Source organism: Gammaproteobacteria bacterium, from assembly GCA_016705365.1.
Lineage (GTDB): Bacteria > Pseudomonadota > Gammaproteobacteria > Pseudomonadales > UBA5518 > UBA5518.
Map to the genome: position 1 here is coordinate 139799 of JADIYI010000006.1, position 15114 is coordinate 154912.

Annotated in this window: 9 protein-coding genes and 2 pseudogenes; 3 read left to right on the top strand and 8 right to left on the bottom strand. The window is 61.7% G+C overall.

Features of this window, described 5'->3' with window-relative positions:
* Positions 1-65: 65 nt before the first annotated feature.
* Positions 66-1166: an alkene reductase gene (locus tag IPF49_06615; protein MBK6287301.1), complete on the bottom strand. Its 1101-nt coding sequence runs from the start codon at positions 1164-1166 to the stop codon at positions 66-68.
* 172 nt (positions 1167-1338) lie between these two features.
* Here IPF49_06615 and IPF49_06620 point away from each other — a divergent pair.
* Positions 1339-3434 (top strand): annotated as a pseudogene (locus IPF49_06620) (DNA topoisomerase III).
* A gap of 28 nt (positions 3435-3462) precedes the next feature.
* Here the strand turns inward: IPF49_06620 and IPF49_06625 are convergent.
* The 3 genes and pseudogenes from IPF49_06625 to IPF49_06635 all read right to left on the bottom strand — a co-directional run bounded on the left by IPF49_06625 (position 3463) and on the right by IPF49_06635 (position 8223).
* A pseudogene (locus IPF49_06625) lies at positions 3463-5030 on the bottom strand (FGGY-family carbohydrate kinase).
* Between the two features lie 2 nt (positions 5031-5032).
* Positions 5033-6625 (bottom strand): glycerol-3-phosphate dehydrogenase/oxidase, encoded by a 1593-nt coding sequence (locus tag IPF49_06630; protein MBK6287302.1) that lies wholly within the window; start codon positions 6623-6625, stop codon positions 5033-5035.
* The gene (locus IPF49_06635; GenBank protein MBK6287303.1) at positions 6622-8223 is read right to left on the bottom strand and encodes an FAD-binding oxidoreductase; all 1602 of its coding nucleotides are present in this window, start codon (positions 8221-8223) and stop codon (positions 6622-6624) included. The genes IPF49_06630 and IPF49_06635 overlap by 4 nt, the downstream gene beginning before the upstream one ends.
* 554 nt (positions 8224-8777) lie before the next feature.
* On the opposite strand from IPF49_06635, the gene IPF49_06640 reads away from it, so the two are divergent.
* Together IPF49_06640 and IPF49_06645 are read left to right on the top strand one after the other, a co-directional pair.
* Entirely contained in the window at positions 8778-10103 is a 1326-nt protein-coding gene (locus IPF49_06640; protein MBK6287304.1) for a DUF2254 domain-containing protein, read from the top strand.
* Between the two features lie 25 nt (positions 10104-10128).
* Positions 10129-10443 (top strand): DUF1840 domain-containing protein, encoded by a 315-nt coding sequence (locus IPF49_06645; protein ID MBK6287305.1) that lies wholly within the window; start codon positions 10129-10131, stop codon positions 10441-10443.
* 140 nt (positions 10444-10583) lie between these two features.
* Here the strand turns inward: IPF49_06645 and IPF49_06650 are convergent, their stop codons facing one another.
* The 4 genes from IPF49_06650 to IPF49_06665 form a co-directional block, all read right to left on the bottom strand.
* On the bottom strand, positions 10584-12248 hold the full coding sequence (locus tag IPF49_06650) for a DUF3427 domain-containing protein (protein MBK6287306.1): 1665 nt from the start codon (positions 12246-12248) through the stop codon (positions 10584-10586).
* A gap of 180 nt (positions 12249-12428) precedes the next feature.
* Positions 12429-14129 (bottom strand): DEAD/DEAH box helicase family protein, encoded by a 1701-nt coding sequence (locus IPF49_06655; GenBank protein MBK6287307.1) that lies wholly within the window; start codon positions 14127-14129, stop codon positions 12429-12431.
* Entirely contained in the window at positions 14126-14635 is a 510-nt protein-coding gene (locus tag IPF49_06660) for a SprT-like domain-containing protein (protein ID MBK6287308.1), read from the bottom strand. Before IPF49_06660 ends, IPF49_06655 begins: the two co-directional genes overlap by 4 nt.
* A gap of 28 nt (positions 14636-14663) precedes the next feature.
* Positions 14664-15050, bottom strand: a complete 387-nt coding sequence (locus tag IPF49_06665) for a hypothetical protein (protein ID MBK6287309.1) — start codon at positions 15048-15050, stop codon at positions 14664-14666.
* Positions 15051-15114: the final 64 nt, after the last annotated feature.

Consider the following 15114-nt stretch of genomic DNA (forward strand, 5'->3'; position numbering starts at 1 on the left):
ACTCCGGCGTCTGGCTGACTGCTCCCGGAAATCTGGATCATTGGCGGTATCAGCGCAGCACTTTTTCAAGACAGGGATGGAAAATCAATATATCCAGCGTCTCCGGCACCACCGTAAAAGCGACTCGACCGGCCGGAGGATTCAGCGCCGTCCCGGCCTGCAGGCGCTGGGCGAGATCCGGCGTTGAAATATACTCGCCCAAAGCTGACGGCATCGGCATAGCCACTCTCGATCGCCGCTATCGCGCTGTCCCTGTGGTACGCGCCGTTTGCCACGTAGGCCCCTGTATAGGCACTACGGATTGCTCTGACACCGCTCTCGGATTCAGCGGTATTGTCATTCTGACTGACCGCCACGGAGACCAGGTTGCGCTCGATCATGTCGAGGAAGGCGATGTTGCGTTTGCCCAGTTGACTTGCCAGGCAGGAAAACAAGCTGACGGGATCGCTGTCATGGCAGTCCCAGGTAACCACCATCGGTGAAATGCGAATGGCGGTACGACCGCCCCCGATTTCCGCAATGACGGCATCGACAACCTCCAATACGAATCGACATCGATTGGCTATCGAACCGCCGTAGTGATCGTCACGCTGATTGGTGCCGTCGCGCAGGAACTGGTCCAGCAGATAACCGCTGCCCGCGTGTATCTCGACGCCGTCGAAACCCGCCTCCAGTGCATTGCGAGCGCCCTGCCGGAACTGATTGATGAGCCCTGGAATCTCATCCAGTCTCAATGCCCGCGGCGCAGTGGTTCTCTCAAAACCGTTGGCGGTAAACGTATTTATATCGCCATGCACATCCGAGGCGGAAACAGGGGCCTCGTTGTTTGGCTGCATGCTCGCATGCGCGACGCGTCCCGAGTGCCAGAGCTGGCACATGATTCGCCCGCCCCTTTCATGCACCGCGTCGGTGACGCGTCTCCATCCCGCTATCTGAGCCGCGTTATATATGCCGGGAGTGGCCAGAGTACCGTCACCCTGTTGCGAAACCGTCGTGGCTTCCGTGATGATCAGTCCGGCACCTGCCCGCTGGGCATAATAGATCTCGGTGGACTTGTCGGGTATGCGACCCGGAACCCTGGCGCGCGTCATGGGCGCCATCAGAATCCTGTTTTTCATTTCAATTTCGCCGAGTTTCATTGGCGAAAACAGTACTGCTCCATTCATCATTCCAGCCCTTGGCAACCGTGAGCCCTAAACAAGTGACAACAAATCGTCTATCCACACCTGGATGCGTGATTTCCCTGTGCCGACAAGCGTTATTGTACATGGGCAACACCGGGCAAAACCGCTAGCATCGCAATAGTCCCGTCAAGCAGCAGGATCAGCGCATCGCGTCATGTCCGAGCAGATCGTCATCACCGAGAAGAGCAGCCAGGCAAAGGATGTGCGCGCCGCGGTCGGTTCGCGTTATGGCCTTGTTCTTGCGGCCGAGGGACATCTGCTCGAGCTGCTGGAACCCGAGGATGTGGTACCCGCGTGGAAGCGCTGGTCGGCGGTGCTGCTGCGCCCGGAGGGCCTTTTATGGAACGCGCCCCGCGAAAGGTGGCAACAAGGCCGCGAAGCTCAAGGCGATCCGCGAGGCACTGAAGAGTGCCAGCCGCGTCTGGCTGGCGACGGACTGTGATCGCGAGGGCCAGCTGATCGGCCAGGAGATTCTCGAGCATTGCCGTTACCGTGGGCAGGTGATGCGCGTGATGTTCACGGCACAGGATACCCAGACCATCCGCGATGCATTCTCCGGCGCCAGGCCCAATAGCGAATACGCGCGTCTCTATGCTGCCGCGGTTGCCCGCCGCCAGGCCGACCAGATCTACAACCTCTCGCTGACCCGCACCGCGACGGTGATCCTCGGCAAGGGTGCGCGTGGCGTGATCGGCGTCGGACGGGTCAAGACCCGACCCTGGCGATCGTGTGCCGGCGCGAACTCGAGATCCGCAATTTCGTGCCCACGGGATTTTTCGAGATCGTCGCGAACGCGCGGGTCGCGGGCGGCGAGTTCCGCATGCGCCACGCACCCGCGGAGCGCATCGTGCAGCGCGACATGGCCGAACGCGTGCTCGCCGCGGCCAGCGGCTTCGAGGGACCGCTGACGGTCCAGGTAGAGGACAAGCGCCAGAGCCCACCAAGGCTGCACGATCTACCCTCGTTGCAGAAATATTGCGCGGGACGCTTCGGGTGGGGTGCTGCGCGGACACTCGAGGTGGCACAGGCACTCTATGACGGCGCAGGAAAAAAGATCATCACCTATCCACGCGCCGAAGTGCGCTACTTGCCCGAAAACCTGCAGGCCGATGTGCCGCGCATGGTGGCCGGATTGCAGGCCGGGCAGGCATTTGCGGGGATACCGGTACCTACCCCACCGGTCATTCGCAGGGGCGCGGGCGGCAGCTTCAACGACAAGGGGCTCGAGGGCGCAAGCCACCATGCCGTGATCCCCAACGTCAACACGATCGAGTCACTGCGCGAGGTGTGGCCACGGCTTTCGCCGGATGAGCGCAAGCTGTTCGATGTGATCGCCCGCGCCTACCTTGCGTCCCTGATGCCCGATTTTCGCTACCGCCAGACCAGTGTGTCGCTGGACGTGCAGGGTTTTGCGTTTCGCGCGAGCGGGCGCCAGCCGATCGATCCGGGTTGGCGCGCTGCATTTCCCGATTGGCAGCCCGCGGAAGAAAAGGGCGACGAGGCGCAGATGCTGCCCGCGCTGCGCAACGGCGAAGCTGCCGCGCTGCACGACCCGGCCATCGAGGACAAACAGACCCGCCCTCCTCCGCGCTACAACGAGGGTACGCTGATCGAGGCGATGCAGAATGCCTGGCGCTTCGTCGAGGACAAGCTGCTGCGCGATCGTCTGAAGGAAGCCCGCGGAATCGGCACACCGGCAACACGCGCCGAGATTATCGGCGGGCTCAAAAGCAGGGATTCCTGGCGACCCAGGGCAAACATATCGTGCCCACCGGGAGCGGGCTGAAGTTGTTCGAGGTGCTGCGCGGGGCCGACGCCGCGCTGGTCGATCCCGGTGTCACGGCGCGGCTCGAGTGCCTGCTGGATGATGTGGTGGTCGGCAAACAGGAGATGATCGCGGCGATCGATGCGGTATGCGAGGTGGCGCAGCGCATCATCGGTCGGCTCGAGAGCAGTCCCCCTTCGATCGCGATTCCGCTCGAACCCGACTCACCCAGGCGCGCACGAAAAAAAGCCGGGGCGAGCGAGGCGAGCGATTCAAGGAAGGCTTTCAAACCGCGCAAATCACGCACCGCAAAAGCGCGCGCCGGTTCTTCCGCCCCCTCCTCCACGCAGACCAACACACCGCTGCGCATACCCTACGGAAACAAGGAACTCGCGCAGCAACTGGGCGCGCGCTACGGTGCGCAAGGCTGGTATGCGCCGCCGGGCGTTGCGCTGGATGCGTTCAGGGAACGGGGATGGGTCTGATGCGCCGAGGTGTCATTGACACCCGATTTCAGGCTGGATACCCGGTGATGTGGTGGATCGCGCGGTACAGCGGCGCGAGATTGCCATACATCTTGCGGTACACCTCGCGATAGAGCCGGTCGTAGAGCCTCCGTCTCGTTTCGTCGGGATGGAATACCGCGCCGCGGTGCGTCATGTGACGGATCGCGGTGGCGTGATCCGGATACAGGCCCGCACCGACAGCGGCATTGATGGCGGCGCCGAGCCCGGATGTTTCATGGGTGTGCGGCCGCTCGGCGCTCATGCCGAAAACATCCGCGGTGATCTGCATGGCCTGGTCGCTCTGCGAACCGCCGCCGGAGACGCGCAGCGTCGCGATTTTCACGCCGCTGCGCGCTTCCACGCGCTCCTTGCCCTCGCGCAGCGCATAGGCCAGCCCCTCGATGATCGCGCGGTAGATGTGGGCGCGGGTGTGCACGTCGCCGAAGCCGATGATTGCGCCCTTGGCTTCCGGTCCGGGCTGGCGCAGGCCCGGTGACCAGTACGGCTGCAGCGTCAAGCCCATGGACCCGGCCGGCACCGTCTTCAGCAACTCGTCGAACAGCTGCTCGGGTTCGATGCCGCGCCCCGGGCCTGCAGTTCCTCGCGCTGCCCGAATTCGCGGCGAAACCAGTTCACCATCCAGTATCCGCGCTGCACGATCACCTCGGTGTTGTAGGCGCCGGGCATGGCGGCCGGGTACGGCGGCAACATCCGGATCACCTCGACATAACGGCGGTTGGTGGTGTTGAACGTGGCCGTGGTGCCGTAGCTCAGACTGCCGATGTCCGGGCTCATGCAGCCCGCACCGATGACCTCGCAGGCCTTGTCGGCGCCGGCAGCGATCAGCGGCAATCCGGCGGGGATGCCGGTCTCGCGCGCGGCGCCGTCGCTGATGTGTCCGAGCAACTCGCCCGGCGCCCGCAGCTCGGGCAACTGTTCCCGCCGGATCGGGAGCGCCTGCCACTTCCAGTCCCCGGGCGCGGCCCAGCGAAAATGCTTCACGTCGAACGGCAGGTAGCCGACCTGCGCGGCCACGGCGTCCACGAAGCGACCGGTCAGCCGGTAGCTGTGATAGCCCGAGAGCAGCAGGTACTTGTGGGTGCGATTCCAGATTTCCGGTTGCTGCCGCGCGAGCCAGTTGCACTCGGCCTCGCTGCGAAAATAGTCCAGCGTCGCACCGCGCCCGCTCAGCCGGATCAGCGGGTCCCAGATGCCGCCCATCGGCGGCAGATCCTCGCTGCGACGCTGGTCCAGCCATACGATGGCCGGTCGCAGGGGCTTGCCCTGCGCATCGAGATTGACGACGGTGGCGCGCTGCGTGGTGAGCGCCACGGCACGGATCTGATCGCGCGGGAAATCAATCGTTTCCCACAGTTGCCGGCAGGCCGCGCAAAGATTCGCCCAGTAGTATTGCGGATCCTGCTCGGCCCAGCCCGGCTGCTCCGAAAAATACGCTTCCAGCGCCACCTTGCTCTTTGCGACCAGCTGCCCTTGCAGGTCAAATACCAGGGCGCGCACGCTTTGCGTGCCGTTGTCGATCGCGAGCAGGTAGGGTTTCACGGCCCGCGGGTCCATGCTCAGGCGCCCGGAAGCGAATAACTTTGGCGCCATATTTCCCGGTAGCGCCGCAATTCCTCCTGCCACTGCGCGTCGGACCACAGCAGTTCCTGCTGGCAGATGCTCCGCACCGCAGGAATGATCGCTTCGCCGCCGTCGCGGCACAGCAGCCCGAGGCGCGTGCGGCGCAACAGCAGGTCATCGAGATGCACCACCTGTTCGTTGCGGCACGACCAGCGCATTTCCGCGAGGCAGAACGCGGTGCCCGCGATGCGCTCGCGCTCGCCCGCCGCGCACTGCTCCAGCAGATTCCCTGCCTCGTCCCCGTAGCGGCCGATCATCCGCAGGGCCCAGTCGCGGTCGGGCACCGCAAGGCTGGAAAGGGCGATGCAAGCCGGCTCCAGCACCCACTCCTCGGTGTTGCTCATCGCCTGCCCCTGCAGGAATGGCTTGGCCGCGCTCAGGGTATCGCGCGCGATCAGGCGAAACGTGGTCAGCTTGCCGCCACTGACGCTGATCAGACCCTGATCGACCCACACCTTGTGATCGCGTTTTTCCCGGGAGGGGTCCTTGCTTCGATCCTTGCTGATGACGGGCCGCACACCCGCCCAGGTGGACAGGATGTCCGCCTCGCCGATGCCAGAACCGGGAAATTCCCGGCGCACCAGCTGCAGCAGGTAATCCACTTCCTGGCGGCTGATGGCGGGCTCGTGCTCCAGCGATGCATCGTGATCGAGATCGGTCGTGCCGATCACCGTGAATCCTTCCCAGGGAAAGATGAAGGTGGCGCGCCGGTCTGCGGGATGGAACAGGGTCAGCGCCTCGGCGACCGCCAGCCGTTGCGCGGAAACCAGGAGGTGGCTGCCGCGCAGCCGGCGGATGGTGCGCTCATGGGCGACCGCCTCGCGCAGCTCGTCCACCCAGGCGCCGGTGGCATTGACCACCACGCGGGCGCGCAGATCCAGCGTCTCGCCGTCGATTTCATTGCGCAGGGTCAGGCCGTCAACCCGTCCGGATGCGTTGCGCAGCAGGCCCTGGGCCGCGACGTAGTTGAGCGCCACGCCACCCTCCTTGGCGGCCTGCTGCAGCACGCGCAACACCAGGCGCGCGTCATCCGTGATGGCGTCCGTGTAATAGCTGGCCCCCTTCAGTCCCTCGCTGCGAAGACCCGGGGCTTTTTGCAGCACGCTGCGGGCATCGAGCCAGGCGCGCGTCCTGACGCCTGCCAGGATGTCGTAGAGCCCCAGCAGGATGCCGAACAGCAGCCGGCCCGGAAACTGGCCCTTGCGGATCGGGAACAGATAGCCCATGCGTTCCACCAGGCCGGGGGCCTCGCGGATCAGGCGCTCGCGTTCCAGCGCCGAGTGGCGCGTGAGCGCAATATCGCCCTGGGCGATATAACGCAGACCGCCGTGCACCATTTTCGACGAGCGGCTCGACGTGCCCCAGGCAAAATCCTTCTGCTCCACCAGCAATGCCTTCAAGCCCTGGCGCGCGGCCTCGCGCAGGATGCCCGCGCCGGTGATGCCGCCGCCGACGATGATCATGTCGTGGGGCGTCGTGGCCTCGCCCAGGCTGCGCCAGATATCCGCGCGATTACCCAGTGTGCTCATGTTCGATCCTGGATCAGCTTGCCGGGGTTCATGATGCCGGAGGGGTCGAACTGCCGGCAAAGGCTGCCGATCGCCGCGATCCCGAGCGCGCCTTTTTCCGCCGCGAGGTACGGCGCGTGATCCGCGCCGACACCGTGTTGATGGCTGATCGTGCCGCCCTGCGCAACGATCTGCCGCGATGCGGCGCCCTTCAACTTTTGCCAGCGGGCAAGGGTCGCGGCATAACCGTCGGCGCAGCGGAACACGCAGGTGGTGTAGACGCTCGAGCCCTGCGGATAGAGGTGCGAGAGGTGCGTGTAGGCGTGGACCTTCTCGCCCTCGTCATCGAGCGCGTGGCTCAGGGCGCTTTCCATTGCCGCGAGCGTCGGGTTCACGCGGTTCCAGTCGACGGCGGTCTCGACCGTGTCCACCGCATAGCCGTTCTCCCACAGGGCGTGGCGCAGGTAGGGGGCCAGAAACCGGCTTTCCTGCCATTTCCTGCCGAGCAGCGTCCCGGTATCGACGCCGCCGTGGGCGCGGATGATCGGCCTGCTCAGTTTCATCGCCGCCTTGCAGAAGGCGCGGCTGCCGGTAAGACCGAAGGTGAACATGCATTTTTCGGCACGCACGCCGCGCAGCCCGAGGTATTTCTCCAGCAACGCGATGGCCCCGGCATGACCGGCCAGCCGCAACTGGCTCCAGGTCTCGCGGGCGTTGCCGAGGCGCATCATCGACAGCGGAATCTTCTGCTGTGCCAGCGCACGCAGCGCGGCCGTGGCGCTATCCCAGTCGGGAAAGAACGCCACGTGGAAGTCTTCCTGCCCCGGCAACGGCGTGACGCGCACCTTGACGTCGGTGAGGATGCCCATGCGGCCCTCGGAGCCCAGGATCATCTCGCGGATGTCGGGCCCGGCGGAAGATGCCGGCACGGTCGGGATCTCGAGACTGCCGACCGGGGTTTCGATATGACCGCCCGCGAACAACTGCTCGATACGCCCATAGCGCAGCGACTGCTGGCCGCTGGAGCGGCTCGCGACCCAGCCGCCGATGGTGGCCAGTTCCCAGGACTGCGGAAAATGCCCCAGCGTGTACCCGGCCGCCTTCAACTGCGATTCCACCTGCGGCCCGGGCGTGCCCGCGCCGAAGGTCGCGATCTGGCTGTGCGGATCCAGGTGGCGCAGCCCGCTCATCGCCGCCAGGCTTATGGTCAGCACCGGCCTGGCGCCGGCCTGCGGCGTAATATGCCCCACCACCGAGGTGCCACCACCGTAGGGAATGACGGCCACGTCGTGGTGGAGCGCAAACTCCAGCAATTCGCGAACCTGTGCGGCATCTTCGGGGAACGCGACGCCGTCCGGGAACTGGCCGAAGTCACCGCTGCGCATCGCGAGCCAGTCCGGCAGGCTCTGGCCACGGGCATGCCGCACGCGCACTTCCCGATCGCCAACGATCAGCGGGTGTTCCGGCAGCCGCGAAGGCGGCACCCTGGCGATGACCTCCGCCAGGGACGCATCCGGCAGCGGCCTGCCCTCGCCGATCAAGCCGGCGAGGAACCGGCGAGCCGCAGGCTTCAGCGGCAGCTCTGTGCCGTCATCACCCCAACCGTTCCAGCGTCGCATGAGCAGGCTCCGTGTTCCGTGGGAAAAAAATTTCCCGGTTTGCGCAGGGGTGTGAGGTAGTGCAGGTGCGGGTTCTGCCAAATCAACGTGAAATCACCCTTGGCCGTGTGTCCCACAGCCTGCGTGAGGACACCTGCTTTATCGACGAAGTCTTCTCATCCTGCGGAAAGGACAATGTGCCATGACCTGAAACTTTTATACAAGCCGCCCGGATGCTGACAAAAGAATGACCGCTTGGTCATGCTTTGTCCGTGCGGTTACGTACATAGCCGTGTGGGGCAAATTGTTGCTCAGGCCGCCACGGGAAACTGGTATAAGCTCCCGGTAACGGGATTTCCACACTCAGGGATGTTCTGGATAATTCCGAACATGGACGATAATGCGCGCTGACGCATTTTTTTGGGAGGCTGAATCCGGTGCGAGGGAAATCCCAGTCAGACAGCGGCTTCGAAAAGTTTCGCAGGAAGACCCGCAAGGGAACCGACGTCCGCGCCGATCCGCTCGTGTGAGAAATTTTCCCGTGCTGTCTCACTCCCGAACCTGGAACCCAACCCATGAATAAATTGAAACAACAGTGGAGCGAGTTGCGGTCGACGTTCTGGTTTTTGCCATTTCTGATCGTCCTGACCAACATTGTCTACGCGGTAGTACTGATCCAGACGGACTACGCCGGGGGTGACCGGTGGCTGGCCCAGTGGCCACGGACATTTGGAGTCGGGGCGGAAGGCGCGCGCGATATGTTGTCTACGCTTGCCGGTTCGATGATGTCCGTTATGGGCATCACGTTCTCCATGACCCTGCTGGCATTGGCGCTGGCTTCGAGCCAATACACCTCGCGCATCTTGCGCAACTTCATGCGCAGCCGTGTCACGCAGGTCACGCTGGGAACCTTTGCCGGAATTTTCATCTATTGCTTGATCGTGTTGCACACGATCCGCACCGGCGATGCGCCATTTGTGCCGAGCCTGGCGGTCTTTTTCGCTTTTGTCCTGGCGTTTGGCGGCATTGCGGTCCTCATCTTTTTTATTCATCACATCGCCTCGTCGATCCAGGCTTCCAGCATCATCGCCTCGGTCGCTCAGGAAACCAACGCGTCCATTGATCGGCTGTTCCCGGAAAAACGCAAACCCGGCCCGGACAAAGCCAATGGTGAAGAGAACGAGCAGCTTCTTCCGTCCCGGGATGAAAGGACCTGGTACGCGGTGCCGGTGGAGGTGAGCGGCTACATACAGAGCGTAGATAATGACGCCATCCTGCGCCTGGCGCAGGCCACGAGGACCATCGTGCGAATGGAGCACGGCATCGGCGCGTTCGTTGTGCAAGATACTGCGTTGGCGTCGCTAGCCCTGACCTACCCGCCAGATCAAGAGACGATTGATGCCCTGAAACGGGCTTACAGTATTGGTCGCCATCGCACCGTTGATCAGGACCCCGCTTTCGGTATCAGGCAGATCGTGGATATGGCCTTGAAGGCCCTTTCGCCCGGTGTCAATGACACCTCGACGGCGGTAATGTGCGTGGATTACCTGACAGCAATTCTGGCTCGGCTATCTTGTCGGCAATTCCCGCCATCGCACCGTTACGACGGAGGTACGCTGAGGGTGCTCGCCATCGTTCCGGCCTTTGAAGGTCTGTTGGCCGAGGCTTTCGATCAGGTTCGGGACAGCGCCGCAGGCAATGTCGCCATCATGGCGCGTATGCTCGGCGCCATCGATACCATCGCCAGTCTCACGGTCAGCCCGAGCCACTTGCGAGCACTCGACGAACAGGTGCAGTGGATTGCCGAGCTGGCCGATCGCAGCATCGAATCCACCCATGATCGCGCGCGGATTGAAAGGCGGTTGATGCACGTGCGCGAAGCGCTCGCATCTCACGTGTAATGCGAGCACCAGAGAGGACATGATCATGCTGGTAACCTTTTCCTGTCCGGCCTACTCGAGCATAACGATGTTCGGCGAAGTGGCAATCCAACTGCTCAAACTGATGGGGCACAGCGGCACGGTGCCCGGCGCCCTGCTGGCGGTAGACGTCCATGCGGCGCTGGAACATCTGGAGACTGCGTTAGAGGCCGACAAACAGTCGCCGGAGCCGGAAGAGTCCGTGGAAACAGAGGAAGGCGAACCAGCCGTAGGTCTCGCGCACCGCGCCTGGCCTCTGATCGAATTGCTCAAGGCGGCGGCAAAGGCAAAATGCGACGTGATGTGGGACAAGAACAACTAACAAATAGGGAGTTCCTCCGGCTATGCCGGGCGATTTCCCATTTTGGTTAAGACGTAGCGTAACAAATTCCGCGCATCATGCGCACCCACGTCATCTTCTTTGGCACACCCGTTGGGAATGATTCATAAGAGCAGCACGGCTTACAAGCCAAACCGAACAGCCAATTGATTCGGAAGACTGCTTTTCAGTCGCCAGTGCACCGTGATGGGTTTCTCCCCCTGCCATGAATGAAATTCCAGGTCACCACAGTAAACAAAAGGCGCACCCGCTCCGCTCGGTGTTTTTCTCTTATCTCGAACAAATAGATGAACCGCAATGCCCAATCGTGCGTGATTTGAAATATTTTTCCCCGCCTTCGAGTCCTGTCTTGTTTGGTTCTGGCTGACCCACTGGAACTCGTCGCGCGCCAGGAACTTGTCCTCATACTGGTGCTCGCTAGCCAGGCCGCCTTTATTCAATGAAACCAAAAGGAACATATGCTCCTTATCCTGAACGAATCCTTGGTTCCAACGCGCGGTACTGAAAGATAGGCCCCAAAGCGGGGCAATGTCTTGTCGCATGTATTCGTGCCAAAGCTCGGCGCTTTGTGTGCTACTGCCCAGCGGCGAAAGCGTGTAACCGTCGCCATCAAATTCAAACTTCACGCGTTGATTCGTACCTGGCAAGCCAGCACCCTCGCCGAAGAAGCTCCGCAATATCTGATGTAGCTGATTTCCCTCGCTGTCAGCCGCACGCATAACGTTCACGGCGATCTTTACAAAATTCGCCTCATAGGCATCACCCCCAACATTAACCGGGGTCCATCCGCTCGGAATTCCGGGATGCTGGTCCCGACTTGGCAGCATCAATATAGGGTTGCCGCCGGAGTGGATCACTTTGCACACGATCTGCCGTGCGTACCTGGCTTCGCCGTGCAAACGCTCGAGATACTGCGCGAGGCGCCAATCACTAATTTCTCGAGTGAGCGTTTGTAGTGCTTCCGTATGTGTGATGTCCAGGTTCGATGTCGCGAACTCTCCGTCGCCGTAACTGAAATAGGCTTTATTGTTCGTACCGCGACCTTCACGCCACGCTTGGATCGGATTGCTCTCCAGCAATTTTTTCAGCTTTTCTTCGTCAATCAATGCTTCACCAAAGTCCTGTGCAAGTAGCTGGCTGCGTGAGGCCAGCTTGGCGACGCCGCCCACCAAATCATCAATGCCAATTTTTCCGGGGAATTGATTGGCTGCGAGCATGGCCTGAAGGGTAACCATCTTGTAGCTCCTGGTCATCTGCGTGACTTCGATGGCTTCGAAAAATTGCTGATTCTCCCGAAAGGTATTCGCCTCTGCGTCATCCAAATCACCTTCCGCTTGAACAAATCCCAGCCAGGAGCCGTAGCTAGTCCGGACGGTCCTGGGATCGTATCCTTCATGAAACGCCTCGCTAGCCATGGGCCGACGCCCGTGCAACTCGCGGAAGCTGCGATACCATACGGCAACTTGGTCTGCGACCGCAGCCGGGTGGGCCAACTGCTTGAGGATATCGAGCGCTTCGAGGTCGTATTCAACGGAGCATCCTGGGGGAAGTTCCAACTCACCGCGCTCCAGGCGCCGCAAGGCCATGCGCACTTCACCGGGGCGCGTACCCGCGCCGGGAAGCAGAATCATCGGCACTTGCAAAAACGTGCGGTGATTACCGATGTAGTCGATGACAGAAAGGTGTGGCTTGTCGTCTGCTTTGCGCAAACCGCGCCCGAATTGCTGTAGCCAGAGAATTTTCGACTCGGTGGGTCGCAACATCAGCACCGTGTCGATCGCCGGCACGTCTACGCCCTCATTGAACATATCCACCGCGAAGATGATCTGAAGTTCGCCAGATTCGAGTTGTTCGGAGATTGCGTGCGCGGCGCGGAACGAGGTCCTGAGTGAACAGCAACCGCACGCACTCCGCGATCCCGGAAGAATTCTCCATAAAGTCCGCATGGCGCATGGAAACGCAGAAGGCTAGAGTTCGACTCTGGCCGCGTCGAGTCCACTGCTCATAGGCATTGGCAGCCCCGCGTCTCGGTGGCAACTGCATGTTCCAGCAGCGGGATCGAATCGCCCGTTGCGCCACGGAATGTTGGCGAATTCGACTTCATCTCTCACTCCGTAGTACCTGAACGGACTGAGCAGTTCGCGCTGGATACCGTCCACCAGATCGCAGCGATAGACCAGGTTCTCGCCACACAATGCGAGCAAGTCGCCACCGTCCGATCGCTCCGGCGTAGCCGTAAGCCCCAACAGGAATGCGGGTTCGAAATAATCGATCAGGCGCCGATAGGTGGCGGCTGCGGCATGATGGAATTCGTCCAGCACGATGTAGTCGAAGCGATCTGGCTCAAACTGGCGAAGGTGGGTTGCACGACTCAATGTCTGCACAGAGGCGAACAGCACCTCCGAGTCCCGATCGTATGTGCCACCTCCGTACAGGCCGAAATTCGTGTCCGGCCGGATGCGCCGAAACGTACGCATCGCCTGATTCAGGATCTCTTCGCGGTGCGCGACGAACAAGACCCGCTTGAACGACTCGCTGTCAAACGCAGAAAGCCAGGTCTTTCCAAGACCTGTTGCCATTACCACGAGGCCCGCGCGGTTTCCGTCCAAACGGGTTTGCTTCAGTGCTGCAAGAGCATCTGTCTGTATGCCATGCGGGGTGGGCACTTCGGGTGCCGGCTCCTGTTCAGGATCAACACCTGTGGAAGTATCCGGATGTTTGACCAAGCGAGTTTCAGCGTAGCGATCAATCCAGTCTGAAGTCAGGAATCTGGTCTTGGGATGGCGAAACAGCCGCTCGAATTCCCCGGCTACGTCACGCAGCGGCGCCACGTTCAGGTTGCCATCAATACGCTGATTCCACTCCAGGCCGCGTTCAAGCGCGTGCCGCGTCAGATTGGAACTGCCGATAAATGCAGTCGCGGCAGAGACGTCCCGATGGACAAGGTAAGCCTTGGGGTGGAAACCCAACTGCGCATCCGTCTCGAATACGCGCACCGTCGCGCGCTCGCCGTACTCCTCACTCAGGTCAAGCAAGCGGCGCAGGGCGCGGGGCTCGGTTACCCCAAGATAGTCACCTGTCAGGAATCGCAACCTTCCGTTGCGCCCAGCGGGGTCCACGAGATCGATGAGATTGCGCTCAATCTTGTCCAGCCCAGCCTCCGTCACGAATGCCACCGCAAGATCGAGCTGGATCGCTTGCGCCATTTCGCGCAATAACGCAGGCAACAGTGGATTGGCCTCATTGCCCAGAATGCTGGCGACCGTGGTATAGGCTGGCGCAGCCTCCTGAATATCCTTGAGATAGTTGGCCTTTTCAGGAATCACATAACGGACACCTCCACGCGGGTCAGCCACATCACCGCTATAGCGAGGAATCAGGTGCACGTGCAAGTGCGGAACTGTCTGACCCGCGGCTTCCCCGATATTTACGCCGATGTTGTAACCGGCTGGCGCATAACGCGCCTCGATTGCGCTGCGCGCCACCTCGATGCCATCCAGCAATGCGGCTTGCTCACTCCGCGAGGCATCGAACCAATTGGCAACATGTCGGCGAGGAACGATCAGCGCATGCCCTTTGCTGACCGGAAAGCCGTCCCACAAGCAACGCATATGCGGGTCTTCGTGGAAGACTCGCTTCTCGTCTGGATCACAGAAAGGGCAATTCATTTCTTATCCCTGATTGACAGCACACCTTCCAAACCTTGCGCAACGCATTGGCTGCAGCGCCAACGCGGCATCGGACGGCTGGCAATGCGACTGGCGTGGCAGACGGGACAGATGTGGTGGTAGCGGCGTGCAGTACGTCCAGTTGCATGTTGCGCGATGCCAAGTCGAATTTTGGGTTCGAAGCCGGCCGCACTCATCAGCGCTTGCCACTCTCGGCCGTGTGGCGATACAGAGCTGCCATGGCGATGGAAAATCACCAGGTGCGCCAACTCGTGACAGAGGGCGGCATCGAAAAGACATGCATCTTCGTTGAGCAAAGAAATATTCAGGCGAATCAATCCGCGTTCGGGATAGCTCATGCCAAGAGAGCTGGTGAGGCGGCTGGAGAACTCAATCCTGACGCGACGAAGTCGCGCAGGGACTCCCCATACATCCAGCCATCGCGAAGTAGCGTCAGACATTGACGGTATTGCGCGTTGTTCGGGGGCATTAGTCGAGCGCATCAATGCTGCGTATTCCGGTGAAACTGGACAGTCAATCCGGTCCAAACTGGACAGCTGATCCGGCGCAAAGTGGACAGCGCTCGGAGCGAAGCGACGCGGGGTTGCCGAGGCGCATCATCGACAGCGGAATCTTCTGCTGCGCCAGCACACGCAGCGCTGCCGTGGCGCTATCCCAGTCGGGAAAGAACGCCACGTGGAAGTCTTCCTGCCCCCGCAACGGCGTTACGCGCACTTCCCGATCGCCAACGATCAGCCGGTGTTCCGGCAGCCGCGAAGCCGGCACCCTGGCGATGACCTCCGCCAGGGACGCATCCGGCAGCGGCCTGCCCTCGCCGATCAAGCCGGCGAGGAACCGGCGTGCCGCGGGCTTCAGCGGCAGCTCTGTGCTGTCATCACCCCAACCGTTCCAGCGTCGCATGAGCAGGCTCCGTGTTCCGTGGGAAAACAATTTCCCGGTTTGCGCAGGGTCTCAGGTAGTGCGT